The following is a 21,586-nucleotide window of genomic DNA, read 5'->3' as shown; positions in this document are numbered from 1 at the left end:
TTGTTTCTCTACTTGATAAACGATTCAAATATTAATATTCTGCTGATATATCAAAAATAATTACTTTTTTATTTCTTTCTATATATCAATCTTTAACAAAGAAAATTTACTTAAAAAAAATCATATAAACAATAATAGTTTAGTGGTTTATATTTAACAATCCTTTAACTACATCCTTTTAAAGCATCCTCTAATTTCGCATATCTAAACCAAGAAAATATGAAATATTTATTACTTACAACCCTTTTATTAATATCCTTAATAAGCACCACCAAAGCACAAAATAAACCTGCCTATCAATTATTTAAAAATAATGGAAAGACTGCTAATTATAACAAAATGATTAAAGATCTTGCTGATAGCGATATGGTGTTTTTTGGCGAATATCATTACAATCCTATTGCACATTGGATGCAATTAGAAGTGAGTAAAAGTTTGTTTAACATTAAAAAAGACTCATTATTCTTTGGAGCTGAAATGTTAGAAAGCGGAAATCAATTGGTTTTAAATGAATATTTATCTGGATTGTACCCAGAAAGTAAAATGATTCCTGAAATGACACAAATGTGGGGTAATTACCAAACTGATTACAGACCTTTGGTTGAATTTGCAAAAACCAATAATCTTCGATTTATTGCTACAAATATTCCTAGAAGATATGCCGCTATGTTTAATAAAAAAGGAATGGATGCTTTAAAAGAATTAAGTCCGGAAGCTCTTGCTTTAATTGGCCCAGATTTAGAAAAATATTTTGACCCTACCGTAAAAGCGTATGCAGAAATGGCTGATAAAATGGGAGGACACGTGCCACCAAACATGTTAAATATACAAACGGCACAAGCTGCAAAAGACGCTACTATGGCTCATTTTTCTCTTAAAAACTTTAAAAAAGGAGATTTATTACTTCATTTTGAAGGTTCATACCACTCTAACTACGAACAAGGTATCATTTGGTGGATTCAGAAGATTCAACCAGGATTAACACTAAAATCAATTACTACTGTTTCTCAATCTGAATGGAGTAAAATGACTAAAGAAGAAAAAAATACGATAGCCAATTATATACTTGTAGTTGCCGATAATATGACACAAACAAAAAGTTAGTTTACTAAATCTAACTTTCTTTTACAATAAAAAATCCTAGAATTACTTCTAGGATTTTTATATTTTTAGTAAACGTTAAGCTTATTCTATTGTATTTCCTTTTTCATCAAAGTACATTACATCTCCAAATTTTTCTAGCGTTCCTTTTAGTTCAGAAACTTTACCTTTAATATAAATAACAGATTTAAAAGGATCTATGTATTTTTGAGACATTGCCATAATATCATCTACATTTACCTCATAATATTTTTCTACTTTACTTTGTAAATAATCATCAGGTAAATTATAATCATCTTTTTGCATGGCAAACGTAATATATGGTATTGGCGCAATTGCATTTAAAGATCGTGTATAACGACCAATTAAACTGTTTTTAGCTATTTTTAAATCTGATGCGCTTACTTTTCCATTTCTTAATCGCAACATTTCTAAAATAATGTTTTCTATTGCATACGCAGTTTGATTATTACGTACACTTGTACGAACAGTTCCTGTACCACCAACGGCAGAAGCGCCAACAGAAGATCTAATAAAATAACAAAGCCCTTTATCTTCTCTTAAATTTTTATATAAATAGGATAATTGACTTGCTCCAAAAATTTCATTTAACACCTGTAACTTAATATCATCTTTAAAATAAGTATATGCATCCCCTAAATGCCATCTAAAAGAAATATCAGACTGAACTGCATTTGGCGCATCTACAACCACTATTTTCCTTTTTTTAATAATAGAAGTTTTTTTATTTATAGGGCTATTCTTAACATAAGGTTCTCCAGATTTCCAAGCACCAAAATAACGCATCATTAATTCTTTACATTCTTTTTCTGTAAAATCTCCAACAACTACTATTAAAGAATTATTAGATACAATTCTATCATTTTTAAAGTTTTCAATATCAGAAACTGTTAAACCATTATAATTAGCTTTCACTTTTTCTTGAGTTTCAATAACTTTCTTCTCATTGCCAAATAACAAGGAATCTATAATTTTTTCTATCGAAAACTGTTTTTTAGGTGTATTTACTTTTGATATTTTCTTCTTATCTTTTTCAATCTGTTCTTCATGTTTTTTTTGAATGTAACTATCAGTAATAACAGGATGTAATAGCGCATCAGCATAAACATCTAACAACATATTTACATCTTGCTTCATCCCTTTTATTGTACCACCATTCATACTGGCATTTAACATGGCTCCATAATATTTGGTTATAGAATCAATTTCTCCGTTAGGATATTTTGCTGATAGTTTCTCAAAATATGCTGAATTTAAAATTTTCTTTTCTGCAAGCTTTGTTTCTTTATCATAACCTGGCAACTCTATATTTACAGATATTGTAAATTTTGGATACTCTTTTACAGGAGCCAAATAAATACGAAGTCCGTTGTTTAGCTGTATAGGAATTAATTTACCTACATTTAATTTTGCAGGCTCATCTGCTTCTGGAGGCATAGAACGATCTACTTGTGCAATAGCCTTAAAGCTAAAACAAATAGCAAATATTAATATATAAATATTTTTCATTTTTACTAAATTATTCTGGGTGATAAACAATTACTACTTGATTCTTTTTATCTAAATATTTTTTAGCAACTCGCTGAATGTCATCAGTTGTTACCTTATTAAAATCATCTATAAGATTTCTAATGTCTGATGTTTTATTATATAAATGATAATAATTAGTTACCTTATCTGCAAATGTTTCTGCATGATAAAAGTAGTCTACATGAGCAGATTCGAATTGCTTTTTTACTTGTTGCAATACAACAGCATCGACAGGCTCATTTTTTAAAAGCGTTATTTGTGCTTCTATTTTTTCTAGTAAATAAGGTTCACTATTTTTATTCTCAACATTTGCAGTAATACGCAATGTTCCTTCCTTTTCCCAAAAATCAACTGAAGATTTAATACGTTTAATAATGGTGTCTTTCTTTAAATTTAGATGATTTTCAAAATAAGAGTAATTACTACTACCAGATAAAATAGCATTTATTATTTGCATCGCAGGAGCATCTGCATCACTTTGTGACATTAACGGATATCCTACTAATATAGATTCTTCTTTTAAGCCTTTTACAGTTCTTTCCGTATGTTTTTCGACTCCAGATATTCTATCAAATTTTATAGGTCTTTTTATCTTTTTCCCTTTCGGGATATCTTTAAAATAAAGCTTTATCCATTTTTTAGTTTCTTTAATATCAATATTACCGGAAACCACTAAACAGGCATTATTAGGAATGTAATAAGTCTTTAGAAACGCATCAAAATCTTCTTTAGAAGCAACATTAAGGTCTTCCATAGAACCAATCATATTATGTCCGTAAGTTTCATCAGAAAATAGTTTAGACATCATTTCAAAGTAAGAATTACCCAATGGTTTACTATCATAACGCATTCTTTTCTCTTCCTTTACAATCTCTCTTTCACGATTAATACCTTCTGGCGTAATTACAGGGTGTAACATTCTTTCTGACTCTGCCCAAAGCCCCAATTTAAATTCGTGTGCAGGCAATAATTGATAATAATAAGTTACATCATAATTGGTATATGCATTGCAATATCCACCAGCATCTAAAATAATTTTCTCAAATTTTCCTTGCGGAATATTTTTTGTTCCATGGAATAAAAGGTGCTCATAAAAGTGTGCATATCCTGTTTTCCCTATCTCTTCATTTTTAGAACCTACATGGTATTTAGTCCCAACAATTACATTGGGTTCGTTTACATCTTTATGAAGAATAACATGCAATCCGTTTGCTAAATCATATTCTTCAAAATGAACATTGTCCAACTTTTGCCCACAAATAACCAGTGGAATAAAAAAGATGAATACTTTAAATAATGACTTCATTTTTTTAATTTAAATTTTATAATAATACGAACTCTTTATAGCAGAAAGCTTGTGTATCCATTAAAAATACAATTTAAGCCCAACCACTAAACTTAGATAATCATCGCTTTTTGAAACATAATTAATTGCTTCGTTAGATAAGCTTGTCGCTTGCCAATAATCACCAGTAAGAGAACATTCTAAGGTATTCTCGTTTTTAAGTTTTACATTAAAACCTAATTTGGTGTTTAAATTAAAAGAGCTGGTTCCTGTATAATCTGCAACGCTATTTCCAATCCAATCTACATAAATGTTGTTGGCTGCATAAGGGTTATGTTGCATATCTAAAACATGGTGATATAAACCAGAAACATTTGTAAAAAATGCCACTTTTGTAGAAACATCTTTATGCAAGCCAAGAGCTACTTTAGGTTCTAAAAACTGATAATCGAATTGATACGCATAGTTTAAATCTAATTGTTCTACATTAGAATAATTTACTCCTAAGCTCACTTTATTCAATAACTTTTTATAGAATAAAATGTTTGCCTCAGTTTTAAAATTATAGTTTGTAGCATTAAAGTTTTTAGCATAATAAGCACCTAATTCTTGCCAAACTTTCCCTTTCCCTTTTAAATATTCGGCATTTAAATTAATAGATAATAAACTATTTTTTTTATACTGATTAAACACAACATTAAATTGTTGATTTAAAAAACTATACTTCGTTAATTCATCATTCTCTTCTACTCTTACAATGTTTTTATCTATCCATCTTTCTGCACCGTATTTGGTTGCACTTTCTACAGATAAATCCCAATTATTTTGTTTAAAAAGCCAATGCAATTGTAATTGAGGTATTACTCTTTTGGTTTGAAAGCCGTTGTCTATATTTTTTATATAAGACCCTAAACCCGTGTTTAAGTAATAGTTTGCAGTAACCTCTGTATTATTTTCTGGAAACTTATTTCCTAATTCAGAATCTGTTTTAAAAAACTCTGTACTTAAAGCTAAACTCAATAAATGTTTTTCGTTAAACTGATAACTTGCAGAAAGCTTTCCATTAATTTTTAAAGCCGTTAGCTCATTTCTAGTATCTGTTTTTCTAAAATAAAAATTGGTATCATAGTTTAAATAGCCTCCTAAACTTAATTTAGAATTTACTTTATGAGCCGCACTTATTTCAAAATTATAATTCTGATGATTCCATAAACCTGTTGTTTTTTGAAAAAAGTAGTATGGAGAATTATACTCCGAAATTCCGTAGGTTAAATTATTTTCTACATCTTCAATTCTAGTATTTAAATATTCTAGGCTACCATAAAAAGTCCAATTTGTATTTTCTAAGGCCGCTAAAGAAGCTGTTTTAAAATACAATCCGTTTTGTTTTTTATATTCTTGCGGATGTCTTAGTTTTCCTTCACCATACAAATATTTTATGGTTCCATAAGAAAACTTTGTAAGATTAGATTGATTGATTAACGATGGAATTTGAAAATACCTGCCTTCAAACAATTTAAACTGAAAATCTCTCTCAATAACAGAAAGACTATCTATTGTTGATGATTGCGCAAAACTACTGAACACACAAAATAATAAAGAGAATGTTAAAAACACTCTCTTTATTGTTACACGGTTTCTTTTTTTATTTGTTATAACCATATTTATCTGGAAAATCTATTGCTTCAAAATCTATAGTTGAATTGTTTGTATCTAATAAAATAGTTCTACCAAAACGAGCAGTAGCTACTTCATCAATTTTTCTTCTATTACTTAAACCTGTATATGAAATTGCTCCATCAGCATTTAAATAAGTAAAACCACCATCTATAGAAGAAGGCATACGTTTAAAACCTACTGCTGCTGAATTTTCTAAAATATCTACGCCATCTACAATATTTTCAATAGAAATTTTCATTACTTTAAAGGTAGAAGTAGATCCTGGTTCGGTATAATCTACAATAGCAGAAGCATCAAAAGTTGCATCACTGTTAACTAAAACAATACTTCCTGGTGTAGACAATCTAAAAAAGTTAGTCCCTTCAAATATATAAGTGTTAATCATGTTTGGTACCGCTGGGTTATCAAACTCAAAGAAAGAATTTCCAGTACGCCCTTGTGCTTCTAACCAATCTATAGAATAATGCTCTAAAGTTGCATCTGTATTATCTAACTCTCCATCTGGATTTGCACTTGCTTCCTTATAATTAATAGCGTTTAATGCAATTACAATACTTTTACCAGCAGCTACAGGATAATCTGTTCCTGTTCCTGGTATTTGACTCATTACATCTGTATATACATAATTTTCATCAGTTAATACCGAATAAACTGAAACGTCTCCTGTTCTACCAGAATCTCCAAATAGATTCGCGATATACATACCATCTGCATATAATGTTTCTGATGAATTATTAAAGATTTCAACAAACGAATCTTTAAACAAAGTAACATAACCAGATCCAGATGTGTATATTTCTTTAATAACCAAACCACCGTCTTGGTTAACCGCATTTACTTCTACTGTTGTTGCAACAGTTTCTTGTCTTGCGATTATTATATTATTTGCAGTACCACTTAAAGTATATTCATCTGTAGAATGTGCTACTACAGCAGTATAAGTTCCTACAGGAATATCAGAAAAAGTTGCCAAACCATTTGTATCTGTATTCATTGTTAAAGTAGAATTATCTATAGTTTGTGTAATTGTTACATCTATATCTGTTAAGGATATATCACTAAGACCACTTGCTAATGTTACTTTAACTTCTAAATTTCCTAAATTAGGAATATCATCTTCATTATCACAGCTAACAATTACTGATATTAAGAGAAATAATGCAATTAACTTTGTTAAACCTAGTTGTTTTAAAATTGTTTTTTTCATGTTGTTGTTGTTTTACTGTTATTGATTTATTTTTATTTAATTAATAAGGTTAAATTAAAACCTACTGATATTTTATTATTCAATGTTCTTCTACTTCCTAAAAATTCATAAGTTGGGTTGTTCCATGGAGCGTTATTGGCGTAAAAACTAAAAGAATGTCCTTGTTTCGTTTCTTTACGTATCTGCAAATTAAAATTGCTGTAAAAAGGAGTTGCTGTTGTTGTATATGAATTTCGATCTCTTTTTAAGTCATCAAATTCTGGATCCATTCTATTTTCTTCAGGAATTTCTATATAAGTACCATCTATATCATAATATGCAAACGGATATAAACCTACACCAATATACTGGCTACTTTCCTTAAAGTTTAATTCCGCTGAAAGTGTTAACACAAACCTTAAAGAAGGTATATGCTGAATTAAAGTTAAAGTACCAAAACTTCTAATTGCCTTTGTTAAATTATTTTCATAAACACCATATCGTACAGAATTGTCGCCAACAACATAACTAGATTTATCAATATCAAAACCGGTATTTGTTACCACACTTTCTAAATAACTATATCTAAAATTAAACTGCGTATTGGTTGCTTTTATTTTCTTTGGACTTATGGTAGCTTCCACTCCATTGGTAGCAACGTAATAATTGTTATTCATTACACTTACCGTTCTTGGTATGTTATTTACCTCTCCGGTAGGCTCAACTGTTGGTTGCACTCCTATTGGCGCATCTATTACTTCATAAACAGCTTTTGGCAATAGTAATAACTCGTCTGTTGTAGAAATACCTCTGCGCATGTCTTTTTTAAAATAGGTGAAATTAAAATTCATAAAAGAAGGAGACCAGTCAAAACCAACCTCTTTTAAATCGGAATAATTAGGTTTTAAATGCTCGTTTGTAGGTTGATAAACATAGGTTGTTACTATTGCTAAACGTTCGTCTGGATTCTCTGCATAATATTGAAAATTGATATAATCTATGTACGATCTTCCTGGGTATAATTGCACCATTGCCGGTGCTTTGTAAGAAACTCCCCAAGCTCCTCTAACCTTAAAATTATTATGTTTTGATGAAAAAGACATACGTGGAGACAGTAAATTGTAGCGTTCTAACATGTTATCATATCTAAGTCCTAAATTTAATTGTTGGTTAGAAGTCTCACCAGATCTTTTTATAATTGTTTGATGATAAGCAGAAAAGATTTTAGATGCAGGGATTTTTTCAAATGTTGCAGATCTACTCCCAGCAATATCTTGTGTATGCGCAATATTACCAGTAGCAACTCTACCGCTACCTGTATTATCATCAAAAGAATACTGCAAACCAGTTTCAAAATTAAAATCTAAACTCTTATAACTTGCATTTTGAGATGCCTCAATTCTTCCATTTAAATTGATGGGTTTACCTTTAATATCTCTAGTTTGATTAAATGCATTCGGAGAATAGTTGGTATTATAAGTTCCGCTTTCTATAGATTCTATAATAGGAAAAGGACCGTTAATAACGTAAGTATCATAAAAAGAATGTTGATTAACTATACTACCGCTAAAATTATAACTTACTTTCCCTAAAAGTGATGAACGAAAATCTCCTGAAAGCGTTGCTTGATAAGAAGTGCTTTTTACATCTGCTTCATTCTTAAAAACTTCTTCTGGTTCATGACGATTTCCATCATCTGAATGTCCTATTCTTAGAGAGGTAAAATGATTCCATTTAACACCTTTAAATACGGGTAATTTCCAACGTAATCCTAAGTTAAAACTTTGATAAAATAATTTACGTTCTGTTGGCGCGCCAGAAGAATACGCATAAGATAAATCGGTATTTAAAACACCTAATTTATTTAACTCATATCCTTTTGCTACAGAAGCCTGATAATTTGTAGATGAAACATTGGCAGAAACAATATAAGGAGATTTACCAACTTTACTTTTTACTAAAATTCCACCAGAAGATAAATTACCATATTTTGGTGATGCAATACCTGTTATAATTTCTACAGATTCTACATTAGCTAATGTGATGCTTCGTAAATCTACACCGCCACCAACAATAGATTTCCCTCCATTTAAAGTAGATGAATTTTTTGTTTGCATATTTGCATCTGTACTAATTGCCGCACCATCTAAAATAACAGCAGTACCAAAAGAGTTTACATCAGAACTTACTGCACTTCTTAAATTAGCTTGTTTTGTAGAGGTTAAGTTTGTTTGTTCCATTTTATTACCAGGAATTAAACTTAACACATCGCCTAAGTTCATTGCCTGAACTTGTTTCATTGCTTGACTTCCTATTTTATACGTAGATGTTCCTTCTCTACTTACTGTCTTTTTTGCGGTAACTACAACCTCATCTAAACCTAATAAATCTTCATGAAGTATAATTTTAATATTAGATAAATCTGATTCTAAAGACAAATCAATTTCTGCTGTTTTATACCCTAAAAGACTTACATTTAATATAAAATTTTTATGAGGTATGGTCATCAAAAACTCACCATTTTTATTCGTAAAGGTTCCGAGGTTTAAATCTGTAACAATTACGTTTACATCAGAAAGTGGTCTTTTGTTATCGTCTATAATACTACCTCTAACATCTATTTTTTGAGAAAAATCTATTTTTTCGATAGCAATCGTATTATTTTTAAGTAATTCTATGTTATAATATCTTTTAGGTAGCGCTTTTATCAGCAAGGTTTTTGCTTTTATGGTACCTTCTTTTAAATGCATAGGAGAAACATCCTTAAACATATCTGACCGATAAATAAAAGTATAATCTGTTTGTGCTTGAATAATGTCGAAAATTTGATCTACAGTTACGGTTTTATCCTTATTTATTTTAATTTCCGCATTTTGAGAAATAACGTCAATTGAGGTAAAACTAAATACTGTAGAACAAAATAATAAAAATACTGTCCTCATAATAAAATTTTGAGTTCGCTTTTTGAGCCACTCTTGAGTAAAATTAATTTTCATAAATTTGTAAAGTATTAGTTAATCTTTTAATTAATATTTCTTTGGGGATAAAGCGATGTACTTTGAGCGGTATTGACTTTATCCCTTTTTTTTTATTTTAAAATTATTTTGCTATCGTTTACGGTATAATTTAAATTAGAGCTTCTTTTAATCGGAATTAAAATTTCTTCAAGTGTCATTTTTTTACTTAAAAGACCATTAAACTTAATCGTTTCTAATTTTTTATTTTCAAAAACAATATCAACATCATACCACCTAGATAAAACTTTCATAATTTCTTTTAAAGTTTTATTTTTAAATGAAAAAGAACCTAACCTCCAAGCAGTTTCATTGTAAATGTTAACCGTTTTTATAGCAATTTCTCCTGTTGATTTACTAATAATAGATTGTTGCCCTACTTTTAAATTATCTTTAAAAGCAAAATTACTAACAGCTACTTTTCCTTCTGCCAAAGTAGTATATACACTTTCTTCGTCTTTGTAGGCTTTTATATTAAACTCTGTTCCAAAAACTTCTACTTCTTGTAAATTAGAAATAACTTTAAAAGTTGCGCCATTATGATTTTTACTTGACGATACATCAAAATAAGCTTCTCCATAAACCAATTCTACTTGCCTAGTTTCTCCTTTTTTAAATACTGTTGGATATTTTAATTTGGTTTCAGAATTTAACCAAACTTGCGTTCCATCTGCCAACGTAATTTGAAACTCTCCTCCTCTTGGAGTCGTTAAATAATTATAAGCTATTTTAGATTCCGTCTTATTTGTTTCAACTTTATCTTCAAGATTAATTATTGTTTCTTGCTCTTTTTTATAAATAATCTCTTCTCCATTACTTGCTACCGTCTTATTATTATAAACTGTACCTGCTTCTAAAATAATATTAGATCCATCATCTAATGTTAAAGTTGCTTTATCTACACCAGATTCTACAGTTGTTACAAATGTGTTTAAAACCTCTGCAGGTTGTTCTTTATTATCAAAAACATATATGTATGAAAACATAAATACAACCACTGCCGCTGCTGCATATCCAGACCAAACGGGGAGAATCCTTAATTTAGATTTCTTTTTAGAATCAATAGAATGCCTTATTTTTTTATAAGCAGCATCTAAATCTGGTTTATTCATTGCGCTATCTATATCATAAGAGGTTTTTATGTATTGCTCAAATGTATTTTGATTTTTTTCCTTTTTTAACCACAACTTAAGAGCATCCAACTCTTGGTCTGTAATTGTATTGGCGATGTATTTTATTATTATTTTCTTCAACAGATTGTCTGTTTTATTAAATTTATATTAACATTACGTTGATTTTACAAAATACCCTTAGCTAAAATCTAATTATTTTTATCATATTTGTTTTTTTAAAAAAAAATTAACCCAAACAATTTTGAAAATCCCTATAGAAGACTCTATACTAGCTATTAATATAAAAAAAGATGATGAAAAGGCATTTAAAACATTATTTGATCGTTACTATAAAAAACTAGTAGATTATTCCTTCAGTTTTACGCACAATTTGCAAGAAGCAGAAGATATAGTGCAACAAACCTTTATAACCCTTTGGACTAATCGAAAAAAAATAAACACAGAAAAATCAATTAAAAGTTATTTATACAGAATTACTCAAAACAGTTATATAGATACTTATAGAAAACAAAAACATAAGGAGAGTTTTTTTGATGAAATTAAAGAACGTGCTTTAAGCAATAGAATTAATGATGATGATGATTTAATAGAGCAGCGAATTTCAAAATTAAAAATTGTAATTGAATCTTTACCCGAAAAATGTAAAGAAATTTTAAAAATGAATAAATTTCAAGGACTTAAATATAAAGAAATCGCAGATCAATTAGATATATCTGTTAAAACAGTGGAATCTCACATGCATACTGCCTTTAAAAAAATACGTAAAGCTTTTAAAGGTGACGATTTCTTTTTATTTGTTCTCTATAAAATTATTTAATTAAGATTCTTTTAGTTAAAAAGAATCCTTTATTCAATTTTTAATACTCCGTTCTTATTAAACTTCTCTAATTTTAATTACTATACCTTACTAAAAGAAAAAATCCATTTTATGAATCAACATATAATCTAGCTCTTTTAATAGTTTTGCAAACATAACTAATTATTTTTATTTAGACTTAATTTAAATAATAAAACTTTTACGCATAAAAAAGACCTTGAACAAATGTCCAAGGCCTTTTCGTCTAACCAAACTTAGTATAAAAACTAACTACTACTATCTTTAAGGATCTTTTTAGATCCGTATATCAATCCCAAACTTATTAGAAACAACATACCTATTAAATTATCTATAGGTAAACCCGGAGGTGGTGGTGGTCCTGCAGGTGGTGGAGTCATTGTTTGACTAAAACCAAAAAACGGAACCATAAAAACTATTACTATAAGGGTAATCTTTTTAATCATATTTATTGTTTCTTATCTATATGACTCATATTAGTTATAAAAGTCACTACAAATAAAAAATAAAATTGCCTTTTCTGTAAATATTTTCGATGAATGGTACTTTAATGGAGGTATTGCTTAATCATTAAGCGATGTTCAGGAATGCTCTTATCGTAGTTTTCTACTAATAACTCTAGTATTTGCGGGGCATTAACACCAATTTCTTTTTTATGCTGATATCTTGATACATATAAATTATAAATATCATTATTTTTTTCAAAAATTAAAAAATGGGTATCATTTAATTCTGTGAAACTAATTTCATTTCCAGAAAAACTATCTGATCTATCTAAAAAGAAAGGTGAGAACTCGTAATATTTAAAAACATTTTCCATAAATAGATATTTTTTTGAAATTAATTCTTTTCGATTATACCAATTCTGCAGACAAACCTAATTGTAATAATTTAGAACATCTTGGTTCTAAATCTTTAAGTTCCCCAGATTTAACCGTGCATTTTCCTTTATAATGAACCAAGGTTGCACATTGCTCTGCTTGCTCAAATGAATGATCACAAACACTAACTAAAGAATCTATTACGTGGTCAAAAGTATTTACATCATCATTATGTAATACTATTTCATGCTGAAAGACTTCTTGTTCTAAGACATCAACCTCTTCTTGTATTTTTTCTTTTGTACTCATAATCACAAAATTACAATTTATTGTATTTTAATGCAACCCAATTATTTCTTTCTATAACAGTATCTAATTTTAAATTGTATTTAGAAACTTCTGCATCTATAATTGGTATATCTTCTTGATAAAAACCACTTAATAATAGAATTCCATTATCATTAAAACAATTAGCGTACGCTTGCATGTCCATCAATAAAATATTTCTATTGATGTTCGCAATAATCACATCATATTTTTTATTGATTAAAAGAGAAGCATCTCCTTCAAAAACCGAAATATTTTTACAATTATTTCTATCTACATTTTCTATTGAGTTTTCATAACACCAATTATCAATATCAATGGCATCTATTGGGGTTGCGCCTTTCATTTCAGCAAAAATTGCTAAAATTCCGGTTCCACATCCCATATCTAATGTTTTTTTACCTTCTAAATCTAATTGCAATAAATGTTGCACCATCATGTGAGTTGTTTCATGATGACCTGTACCAAAACTCATTTTTGGTTCAATTACAATATCATATTTTAGATTTGGATTTTCATGAAATGGTGCACGAATACTTACGATATCTTCCACCTGAATAGGTGAAAAATTCTTTTCCCATTCTGCATTCCAATTAGTTTGTGCTATTTCACTGTGGTTGTGCTCTATAGAAAACTCTTCTGAATTTATGACAAAAATATCGTTTAAAATATCCGCATTCCAATCGTCTTTTTGAATGTAAGCCGTTACTCCGTTTTCATTTTCAACAAAACTCTCAAAACCAACTTCTCCTAATTCTGCAATTAAAATTTCTGTTGCTGGTTCTTTTGGGGTTACTGTAAAATTGTATTCTATATATATATTGTCCATAAACTTCGTGTAAAAAAAAATGCATCGAGATTTTAAAATCTCGATGCAAATTTATTGTAAATATCTTTAATTACGATGCTTAAATAGCTTTAATAATTCCTGTAAAATCATCTACATTTAATGCTGCTCCACCAATTAAACCACCGTCTACATCTGGTTTAGAGAAAATTTCTTCTGCATTTGCAGGTTTTACACTTCCACCATATAAGATAGAAACAGCATCTGCTACTTCTTTATTGTATTTTTTAGCTACAATACTTCTAATAAAAGCATGCATTTCTTGCGCTTGTTCTGCACTTGCCGTTTCTCCTGTACCAATTGCCCAAACTGGCTCGTATGCCAAAATAATGCTTTTCCAAGCATCTGCTCCTAAATGAAATAATGCATTAGAAATTTGGCTTTCTACTACTGCAAAATGGTTTTCAGATTTTCTATCTTCTAACAATTCTCCAAAACAAAAAATTGTTTCTAAATCATTTTTTAAAATAGCATCCACTTTTGCTGCTAATGATTCATCTGTTTCATTAAAATAAGTTCTTCTTTCAGAATGTCCTAAAATAACCGTTTTAATTCCGATTGCTTTTAACATATCTGCAGAAATCTCTCCGGTATAAGCGCCATTTTTAGCTTGGTGCATATTTTGAGCAACAACTTCAATTGCAGAACCGTCTGCTGCTTTTATTGATGCTGATAAGTTTACAAAAGTAGGAGCAACAATTACACGAGTATTTTTTAATTTCTCTTTTTTAATTGCTTTTTTTAAATCTTTGATAAGTTTTTTACTCTCTTTCTTATCATTGTTCATTTTCCAGTTACCTGCTACTATTTTTGTTCTCATAATTATTATTTTATAACCTAAAAGGTCCTTGTTAATGTTTTTATTAATTTGGATGTAAATTTAAGAAATGAAAAGACAAAAAACACATAGAAACGCAAATAGTTACGATAACGTTTTTTCTAAATAATTTGAAGTACATAAAAAACACTTTAGACTGCTATCTATGCGTAAAATGAAGCTAATAAACTCCTTTATACGATCAATCAAAATCTTTAAACGAACCTGGAATCTTTTAATTTCGCAAAGCTTCTATCATTGCATTATCGGAAGCTTCTGTTGCTTTAAATAACAATATCTTCCTGTTTTCATTAACAACGACATATCTCGGAATCCAACTAAGATTTAAGAAACCAACCAAATCTCCCGTTTTCATTCCTTTTGGTAAATTGTAATGTTCTCCAATAACATTGTAACGTTTTACACCTCTTTTCCATGAACCTTTTTTCTCATCAACAGATAAAAACAAATAAACTACTTCTGGAAACTTCGCTTGTAATTCTTTTACTTTTGGCATTCCTTTTATACAATCTCTGCACCAAGAAGCCCAAACATCAATTAAAATCTTTTTCCCTTTATGTTGATTGATAACTTCTTGAAACGTAGCAACCTCATCGTTTAAATTATATACTTTTTCATTGAGCGCTTCTTCTGAAAATTCGGTTGGTTTTTCGAAATTACAACTCACTAAAATTGATACTAAAATTAGAAATGATATTTTTTTGAACATGAATTATTTTTTATTTTTTGTCATCTAAAATTTCCAATACTTACAATTAGACGCTTTATTTAAAAACAAAAATACCTACTTTTGCGTAACTTTTACAAAACAAATGACAACACAAGAACTTATTGCCCAAATTAAAGAGAAAAAATCATTTTTATGCATTGGATTAGATGTGGATTTGAATAAAATTCCACCTCATCTTTTAAAAGAAGAAGATCCTATTTTTGCCTTTAACAAAGCAATTATCGATGCCACGCATCATTTATGTGTTGCCTACAAACCTAATACTGCTTTTTATGAAGCCTACGGAATAAAAGGATGGCAATCACTTGAAAAAACGATTCAGTATTTAAATACAAATTACCCAGAGATTTACACAATTGCAGATGCAAAACGTGGAGATATAGGTAACACTTCTACCATGTATGCAAAAGCTTTTTTAGAAGACTTAGCGTTCGATTCTGTTACCGTTGCACCTTATATGGGAAAAGATTCTGTAGAGCCATTTTTAGCTTTTAAAAATAAACATACCATTATGTTGGCATTAACTTCTAATGAAGGTGCTTTCGATTTTCAAACCAAAGAGGTAAATGGTAGAGAATTATATAAAGAGGTTTTAGAGACTTCTAAAGGATGGAAAAACTCTGAAAACTTAATGTATGTTGTTGGTGCTACAAAAGCAGAATATTTTGCAGAAATTAGAAAAATTATTCCTAATTCTTTTCTTTTAGTTCCGGGTGTTGGCGCACAAGGCGGAAACTTGCAAGATGTTTGTAAATATGGTTTATCAGAAAATATTGGCTTGCTTATTAACTCATCTAGAGGTATTATTTACGCTTCTAAAGATGAAAGTTTTGCAAAAAATGCAGCTTTAAAAGCTGAAGAATTACAACAAGAAATGGCAACTATTTTAGCAAAATAATTACATGAAACTTCAAGACCAAATAGCACGAATTTTAACGTTTGATAAAACGCCAAAACGTATTATTAGTCTTGTACCTAGTTTAACCGAATTATTGGTAGATTTAGGCTTAGAAGATGCTATTGTTGGCATTACAAAATTTTGTATACATCCTGCTCTCTTAAAAGAAACCAAAACAATTGTTGGCGGAACAAAAAGCATAAATATTGATAAAATAAAGGCTTTACAGCCTGATATTATACTTTGCAACAAAGAAGAAAACTCAAAAGAAATTGTAAAAATCTGCGAAGAAATTGCAACCACGCATGTTTCTGATATCTTTACGGTTGATGATAATTTAGCGCTTATAAAACAATACGGACACATATTTTCGGTAGAAAAAAAAGCCTCAGAAATTATTGAAAAGATCAATTATGAATTCACTAATTTCAAGGAATTCATTACGCATAAAGAAACAAAAACAGCAGTCTATTTTATCTGGAAAGATCCTTGGATGGCCGTAGGAAATAACACTTTTATTAATCATTTGTTAGCATTAAACAAGTTTGATAATATTTATCAAAATAAAGAACGTTATCCAGAAATCGATTTAGAAGAAATGAAACTAAACACAAACCTAGATTTCATCTTATTGTCTTCTGAACCATACCCTTTTAAGAAAGAACACATTTTAGAAATAGAAAATTACACGCACCAAGCAAAAGCAGTATTGGTTGATGGAGAAATGTTTTCTTGGTATGGAAGTAGATTAATTAAAGCTTTTGAATACTTTAAAACGCTTCATTAAAGTAATCGTGATATAGTAGAGATACCACAATTAAGTATAAAAAAGAAAGGCTATTTAATTAAAAATAGCCTTTCTTTTTTATCATTAGTATTATACTATTTAACGTATCCTGTATTCTGAAACATTAAATTATTTGTATCCATTTCTGCCTGAGGAATAGGTAATATTAATTCTTCTGCATCAAAAGACAAAGCACCAACATTTTTTTGAGTTCTCTTTATATCATGAATTAATTGACCTTCAAAAGACAACTCTAATTGTCTTTCATTAAACAATACATCTAAAGTTAATGCAATTAAAGCACTCGCGTTAGATCTTGCTCTAACAGCATTAACTTCATCTAAAGGAGGTAAACCTACACTTGTACCTTCTCTAAAGTTAGACTCTGCTCTCACTAAATGCATATCTGCAATTCTTAAAACAGAAATATTGGCAAACTGATTTGTATACTTTGATGTTAAAGTTCCACCAGTATCTGAACTAACATATGTAAAACTATATCTTTCATCATTTGCAGCATCATCAAACAAATTGAAAAAACCTATTTGTAAATCAATATCTCCCTGTCTACCTCCAAAATCTTGCGAAGCATAAAATGTAATAAAATCATTATCGCCACCTTGAGACGTTACTTGAAAAGCAAAAAGATCTTCTACACTATCAACATCATTGTTAAAAGCACCACTATAAGTTGGCGCTAAAGTATGACCACTGTATAATATTACATCATCTGCGGCATCTCTTGCCGCTGCATAATTACCTTGTTGAAAATATACTTTAGCCAATAAAGCTTCTGCTGCATATTTATCTGCATAAACATCATTAGTTGCTGGTAATTTAGAAAAAGCATCATTTAAATCAGTTATAATCTGAGTGTAAACTTCTTCAACAGTACTTCTAGCAATTGATAAATCTATACCATAATCAATAATACCATTTAAACGTAAAGGCACACCTAACTGAGTATTGCTTGCTCCCGCTACATAAGGTTTACCAAAATGACGAACTAAATCAAAATACATTAAAGCTCTTAAAAATTTAGCCTCTCCTTCTGCAATATCTGCAGCACCATTTGTTATTACCTCTAAATTATCTATAACTAAATTTGCTTGGTTAATTACTTCATAAGAATTTCCCCAAACTTCTTCTACAAAAGCATTGTCTACTAAAACACTTTTAGAATTAAATTGCCTTGGATCTACAAAAGTACCACCCCAACTCATTTGAGTTGTGTTTCCTAACAAATCTGCAATTATCTGAGTTCTACCTCCAAATGTTGCATCTTCTCCGGCCTCTGTATACGTACCTACTAAAATATTAAGAACATTATCTTCTGTAGACAATGCCTTTTCTGAAGATATACTTTGTGCTGGCTCAATATCTAGCTCTTTTTCACAACTAATAGTTGTAAAAAATAAAACTAAAATTAATGTATATTTTATTATTTTCATTTTTATAAAGTTTTTAAATTAAAAAGTTACGTTAAGACCTATTGAAAGCGTTTTTGCTGCAGGAGCAGAATAGAAGGTTTGACCTACACCACCTGCATCACTTCTAGATTCTGGATCATAACCTGTATAATCTGTTATTGTTAACAAATTAAGACCACTAAAATATAGTCTTAACTTAGATAATCCCATTTTAGCAATTACTGATTGAGGAATTGAATACCCTAATGTTATGTTTCTAAGTCTAATAAAATCTCCTTTTTCTAAAAATCTTGTAGAATGACTTGTACCATTACCAGCACCTAATCTTGCTTGTGGTACATTTGTTATATCACCTGGGTTTTGCCATCTATCTAATTGATCTACTGTTTGATTATCAAACCAGTCTCCATTTGCAGATTGAAAACGTCCTCCACCATTATAAATACTTGCTCCCCATTCTCCTTGAAAAGTCATTGTAAAATCGAAATCTTTATAAAGAACAGTATTTGTAAGACCTGCTATAACTTCTGGAAAAGGATTTCCTGCTACAACTCTACTTGCAGCATTAGAATCGTTTGTAGTACCTCTATCTAAGCTTCCACTTCCATCATCTGTATTTAAATAATACAACGCATCTCCATTATCAACATCTACACCAGCATACTCTATAAGATATAAAGAATTTACAGCTTCTCCTTCTCTTAAAATATTCTGACCGTTAACAACATCTTGCCCATCTGGTAATTCAATTATCTCATTATTATTTGTTCCAATATTAAAACTTGTAGTCCATTTTAAATCCTTTGTTTGAATGTTTTTAGAAGTTATAGAGAATTCAATACCATCACTTTTCATTCTACCAATATTATTATTAATCCCCCCTTGCTCTGGTGCTCCAGAAGATAAAGGCAAAGGCTGCTCAAATAATAACTCTTTTGTATCTTTTACATAATATGCTACTTCTCCTGAAAGTACTCCGTTAAAAAGCCCATATTCTATTGCAACATCACTTTGGTCTGATGTTTCCCAACTTAACTCATTATTACCTGCTTGAGTTGGGGCAATACCTGGTTTTTGATTGTATGAAACTCCACCAAATAAACCTCTAGAAGCAAAATTCCCTATTTCTGCATTTCCTACTTGACCGTAACTAGCTCTTAACTTTAAGAAAGATATTGCAGAACTCTCTGATAAAAAGTTTTCTTCAGAAAGAATCCAACCTGCAGAAAAAGCAGGAAAAACACCAAATCTAGAATCACTACCAAATCTTGAAGAACCATCTCTTCTAAAACTTGCTTTAAATAAATATCTATCTTTATAAGCGTAAGTTGCTCTAGTAAAATAAGAAACAAAAGCATATTCTGTAAAACTACCAGAACCTGCAGTAATTTCTGCAGCTGAACTTATTGTTTGAAAATCGTCTGTTGGAAATTGTTGACCAGTAACACTGTTAAATCTTCTTTTACTTTTATTTAATTCTGTACCAAGAATAATATCTAAATCATGATTTTCTCCAAAAGTTTTATTATAGCTCAAATAATTACTAAAAATATAGTTCTCTGTATTAACGTTAGAAGCATAAGCCTCTCCGTTTGTAGATTGAAAAGGAGCTAAACTTCCTGTAAAACTATCTTCTGTCTGAGAATATAGATCATATGCAAAATCTGAATTAAATTTTAAGTTATCAGTAAATTGATATGCCGCAAAAACCTTACCTGTTACTCTTCTAATAATTGTATTGTAATAAGCATGCTTATCTTGTAATAAAAAATTTGCATACGTTGTGTTTGCAAAAGGCTCTCCATCTACAAAATCAGGAGAAATTGGCGCAAGAGCAATTGCTTGTAATGGCGATACAAATGCATTATCATTTCCAATTCTATCAATATCCGTTCTAGAGAAACTTAAGTTCATTCCTGCAGAAAATTTATCTGTTAATTTATGAGTAATGTTTAAACGTGAACTAATTCTGTTCAATTCATTCCCTCTAACAATCCCTTTTGTATCGTTATATGCTCCAGAAAAGAAATAAGTAGTTTTTGCATCTCCTCCAGAAATAGAAAAATCTGCATCTCTAGTATATCCTTTAACTAACGCAAGGTCTTGCCAATCGGTATCATAAGTTCCTTCTCTCCATGTATTATTAGAATATCTATCTAATCTTTCTTCTACATAGCCTTCTGCTGGCCAACCACCAGTGGCTAACCCATTTTTTCCAGCTTCTAAAAACAACTCAACATATTGTTCTGCATTTAACCAATCTCTAGAGTTTGCTTTTTCACTTACTCCATTAGAGATATTTACAGAAAACTTTGCTTTTCCTTCTTTACCAGACTTCGTTGTAATAAGCACAACTCCATTTGCTCCTCTTGCTCCATAAATTGCTGCCGAAGAAGCATCTTTTAAAATATCTATAGATTCTATCTCATTAGGACTCAAAGTTAATAATGGATTTGTTGGAGACCCATTATTAGACTCATTGCTGTTTATTAATGGAATTCCATCTAAAACATACAAAGGATCTGAACCTGCACTAATACTAGACTGCCCTCTAATTCTAAAATTTAGACCACCTTCTACCTTACCATTTGTTTGGCTAATTTGAACACCAGCAGCCTTACCTGCTAATGAATTCATAACACTAGGTGTAGGCACATCTGCAATATCATCTGAACTTAATTTTACAATATTGTCTGTTAATTTTCTCTTGCTTTGAGTACCATATCCAACAATAACAACTTCATCTAACTCACTGCTACCCTCCTTTAACACTACGTTAAATTTGCTAAACTTACCTATTTTTTTTTGATTTGGTTTATAGCCTAAATAGCTAAACACCAAAATATCTCCTTCGGTGACAGAAATAGCATAATTACCTTCAAAATCAGTTTCTGTACCTGTACTAGTACCTTTAACAGCTACACTTACTCCAGGTAGTTTTCCTGACGCATCTGAAACAGTACCAGAAACAGTTTTCTTTTGCGCGAAAGTAATTTGCACAATAAACCCTAAAAATAGTGTTAGGGATGCTTTTAAAATTCTTCTCTCCATTATATCTTATTTGAATTAATTATGTCAAACATCTTAAAATTTTCTTAAAATAAAAAGGGAAATGTTAATTTA

The 21,586-nt window shown here is 29.9% G+C and carries 18 protein-coding genes; 4 read left to right on the top strand and 14 right to left on the bottom strand.

All coding sequences use genetic code 11. The features are described from left to right. Window positions 1-219: 219 nt before the first annotated feature. Window positions 220-1,104, top strand: coding sequence for a ChaN family lipoprotein (locus tag JOP69_RS15860; protein WP_203391880.1), 885 nt, complete (start codon window positions 220-222; stop codon window positions 1,102-1,104). Window positions 1,105-1,185: 81 nt separating this feature from the next. Here the strand turns inward: JOP69_RS15860 and JOP69_RS15855 are convergent, their stop codons facing one another. From JOP69_RS15855 to JOP69_RS15830, 6 genes are all read right to left on the bottom strand, one after another. Next, window positions 1,186-2,631, bottom strand: coding sequence for a pitrilysin family protein (locus tag JOP69_RS15855; RefSeq protein ID WP_203391879.1), 1,446 nt, complete (start codon window positions 2,629-2,631; stop codon window positions 1,186-1,188). Window positions 2,632-2,641: 10 nt separating this feature from the next. Further along, on the bottom strand, window positions 2,642-3,958 hold the full coding sequence (locus tag JOP69_RS15850) for a pitrilysin family protein (protein ID WP_203391878.1): 1,317 nt from the start codon (window positions 3,956-3,958) through the stop codon (window positions 2,642-2,644). 60 nt (window positions 3,959-4,018) lie between these two features. Further along, entirely contained in the window at window positions 4,019-5,554 is a 1,536-nt protein-coding gene (locus tag JOP69_RS15845) for a DUF6850 family outer membrane beta-barrel protein (RefSeq protein ID WP_203391877.1), read from the bottom strand. A gap of 28 nt (window positions 5,555-5,582) precedes the next feature. Then, window positions 5,583-6,824 carry a DUF4876 domain-containing protein gene (locus JOP69_RS15840; RefSeq protein ID WP_203391876.1) on the bottom strand — a complete coding sequence of 414 codons (1,242 nt, stop codon included), beginning with the start codon at window positions 6,822-6,824 and terminating at the stop codon, window positions 5,583-5,585. Window positions 6,825-6,856: 32 nt separating this feature from the next. Continuing rightward, window positions 6,857-9,745: a TonB-dependent receptor gene (locus JOP69_RS15835; RefSeq protein ID WP_203391875.1), complete on the bottom strand. Its 2,889-nt coding sequence runs from the start codon at window positions 9,743-9,745 to the stop codon at window positions 6,857-6,859. A gap of 146 nt (window positions 9,746-9,891) precedes the next feature. Next, window positions 9,892-11,070, bottom strand: a complete 1,179-nt coding sequence (locus tag JOP69_RS15830) for a FecR family protein (RefSeq protein ID WP_203391874.1) — start codon at window positions 11,068-11,070, stop codon at window positions 9,892-9,894. Between the two features lie 121 nt (window positions 11,071-11,191). On the opposite strand from JOP69_RS15830, the gene JOP69_RS15825 reads away from it, so the two are divergent. Then, window positions 11,192-11,767 (top strand): RNA polymerase sigma factor, encoded by a 576-nt coding sequence (locus JOP69_RS15825; protein ID WP_249988406.1) that lies wholly within the window; start codon window positions 11,192-11,194, stop codon window positions 11,765-11,767. Between the two features lie 266 nt (window positions 11,768-12,033). On the opposite strand, the gene JOP69_RS15820 is transcribed toward JOP69_RS15825, so the two are convergent. The 6 genes from JOP69_RS15820 to JOP69_RS15795 all read right to left on the bottom strand — a co-directional run bounded on the left by JOP69_RS15820 (window position 12,034) and on the right by JOP69_RS15795 (window position 15,327). After that, a complete protein-coding gene (locus tag JOP69_RS15820) occupies window positions 12,034-12,231 on the bottom strand; it encodes a hypothetical protein (protein ID WP_252191133.1) in 198 nt (65 codons plus the stop codon). Window positions 12,232-12,332: 101 nt separating this feature from the next. Further along, window positions 12,333-12,605 carry a hypothetical protein gene (locus JOP69_RS15815; RefSeq protein ID WP_203391873.1) on the bottom strand — a complete coding sequence of 91 codons (273 nt, stop codon included), beginning with the start codon at window positions 12,603-12,605 and terminating at the stop codon, window positions 12,333-12,335. 34 nt (window positions 12,606-12,639) lie between these two features. Then, window positions 12,640-12,915: an ATP-dependent Clp protease adaptor ClpS gene (locus tag JOP69_RS15810; RefSeq protein WP_203391872.1), complete on the bottom strand. Its 276-nt coding sequence runs from the start codon at window positions 12,913-12,915 to the stop codon at window positions 12,640-12,642. Between the two features lie 10 nt (window positions 12,916-12,925). Next, window positions 12,926-13,762: a 50S ribosomal protein L11 methyltransferase gene (prmA, locus tag JOP69_RS15805; protein ID WP_203391871.1), complete on the bottom strand. Its 837-nt coding sequence runs from the start codon at window positions 13,760-13,762 to the stop codon at window positions 12,926-12,928. A gap of 79 nt (window positions 13,763-13,841) precedes the next feature. Continuing rightward, a complete protein-coding gene (gene tpiA / locus JOP69_RS15800) occupies window positions 13,842-14,600 on the bottom strand; it encodes a triose-phosphate isomerase (protein ID WP_203391870.1) in 759 nt (252 codons plus the stop codon). Window positions 14,601-14,832: 232 nt separating this feature from the next. Next, the gene (locus JOP69_RS15795) at window positions 14,833-15,327 is read right to left on the bottom strand and encodes a thioredoxin-like domain-containing protein (protein ID WP_203391869.1); all 495 of its coding nucleotides are present in this window, start codon (window positions 15,325-15,327) and stop codon (window positions 14,833-14,835) included. A gap of 103 nt (window positions 15,328-15,430) precedes the next feature. Here JOP69_RS15795 and pyrF point away from each other — a divergent pair, with 103 nt between their 5' ends. Continuing rightward, on the top strand, window positions 15,431-16,246 hold the full coding sequence (gene pyrF / locus JOP69_RS15790) for an orotidine-5'-phosphate decarboxylase (protein WP_203391868.1): 816 nt from the start codon (window positions 15,431-15,433) through the stop codon (window positions 16,244-16,246). 4 nt (window positions 16,247-16,250) lie between these two features. Then, the gene (locus JOP69_RS15785) at window positions 16,251-17,033 is read left to right on the top strand and encodes an ABC transporter substrate-binding protein (protein WP_203391867.1); all 783 of its coding nucleotides are present in this window, start codon (window positions 16,251-16,253) and stop codon (window positions 17,031-17,033) included. A 95-nt stretch (window positions 17,034-17,128) separates the two neighbouring features. On the opposite strand, the gene JOP69_RS15780 is transcribed toward JOP69_RS15785, so the two are convergent. Next, complete coding sequence (locus JOP69_RS15780) at window positions 17,129-18,484, bottom strand: RagB/SusD family nutrient uptake outer membrane protein (RefSeq protein WP_203391866.1); 1,356 nt, start codon at window positions 18,482-18,484, stop codon at window positions 17,129-17,131. A gap of 18 nt (window positions 18,485-18,502) precedes the next feature. After that, the gene (locus tag JOP69_RS15775; protein WP_203391865.1) at window positions 18,503-21,514 is read right to left on the bottom strand and encodes a TonB-dependent receptor; all 3,012 of its coding nucleotides are present in this window, start codon (window positions 21,512-21,514) and stop codon (window positions 18,503-18,505) included. Window positions 21,515-21,586: the final 72 nt, after the last annotated feature.

The organism is Polaribacter sp. Q13 (assembly GCF_016858305.2).
Taxonomy (GTDB): domain Bacteria; phylum Bacteroidota; class Bacteroidia; order Flavobacteriales; family Flavobacteriaceae; genus Polaribacter.
The sequence above is the reverse complement of the archived record's forward strand: the minus strand, read 5'-3'. Positions and strand labels throughout refer to the sequence as shown.

Excerpts from the sequence above, each read along its gene's own strand:
- tpiA (WP_203391870.1), bottom strand. The coding sequence starts at position 14,600 with ATGAGAACAAAAATAGTAGCAGGTAACTGGAAAATGAACAATGATAAG.
- JOP69_RS15785 (WP_203391867.1), top strand. The coding sequence starts at position 16,251 with ATGAAACTTCAAGACCAAATAGCACGAATTTTAACGTTTGATAAAACG.
- JOP69_RS15775 (WP_203391865.1), bottom strand. The coding sequence starts at position 21,514 with ATGGAGAGAAGAATTTTAAAAGCATCCCTAACACTATTTTTAGGGTTT.
- JOP69_RS15810 (WP_203391872.1), bottom strand. The coding sequence starts at position 12,915 with ATGAGTACAAAAGAAAAAATACAAGAAGAGGTTGATGTCTTAGAACAA.
- JOP69_RS15820 (WP_252191133.1), bottom strand. The coding sequence starts at position 12,231 with ATGATTAAAAAGATTACCCTTATAGTAATAGTTTTTATGGTTCCGTTT.
- JOP69_RS15780 (WP_203391866.1), bottom strand. The coding sequence starts at position 18,484 with ATGAAAATAATAAAATATACATTAATTTTAGTTTTATTTTTTACAACT.
- prmA (WP_203391871.1), bottom strand. The coding sequence starts at position 13,762 with ATGGACAATATATATATAGAATACAATTTTACAGTAACCCCAAAAGAA.
- JOP69_RS15815 (WP_203391873.1), bottom strand. The coding sequence starts at position 12,605 with ATGGAAAATGTTTTTAAATATTACGAGTTCTCACCTTTCTTTTTAGAT.
- JOP69_RS15850 (WP_203391878.1), bottom strand. The coding sequence starts at position 3,958 with ATGAAGTCATTATTTAAAGTATTCATCTTTTTTATTCCACTGGTTATT.
- JOP69_RS15835 (WP_203391875.1), bottom strand. The coding sequence starts at position 9,745 with ATGAGGACAGTATTTTTATTATTTTGTTCTACAGTATTTAGTTTTACC.
- JOP69_RS15840 (WP_203391876.1), bottom strand. The coding sequence starts at position 6,824 with ATGAAAAAAACAATTTTAAAACAACTAGGTTTAACAAAGTTAATTGCA.
- JOP69_RS15795 (WP_203391869.1), bottom strand. The coding sequence starts at position 15,327 with ATGTTCAAAAAAATATCATTTCTAATTTTAGTATCAATTTTAGTGAGT.
- JOP69_RS15855 (WP_203391879.1), bottom strand. The coding sequence starts at position 2,631 with ATGAAAAATATTTATATATTAATATTTGCTATTTGTTTTAGCTTTAAG.
- JOP69_RS15860 (WP_203391880.1), top strand. The coding sequence starts at position 220 with ATGAAATATTTATTACTTACAACCCTTTTATTAATATCCTTAATAAGC.
- pyrF (WP_203391868.1), top strand. The coding sequence starts at position 15,431 with ATGACAACACAAGAACTTATTGCCCAAATTAAAGAGAAAAAATCATTT.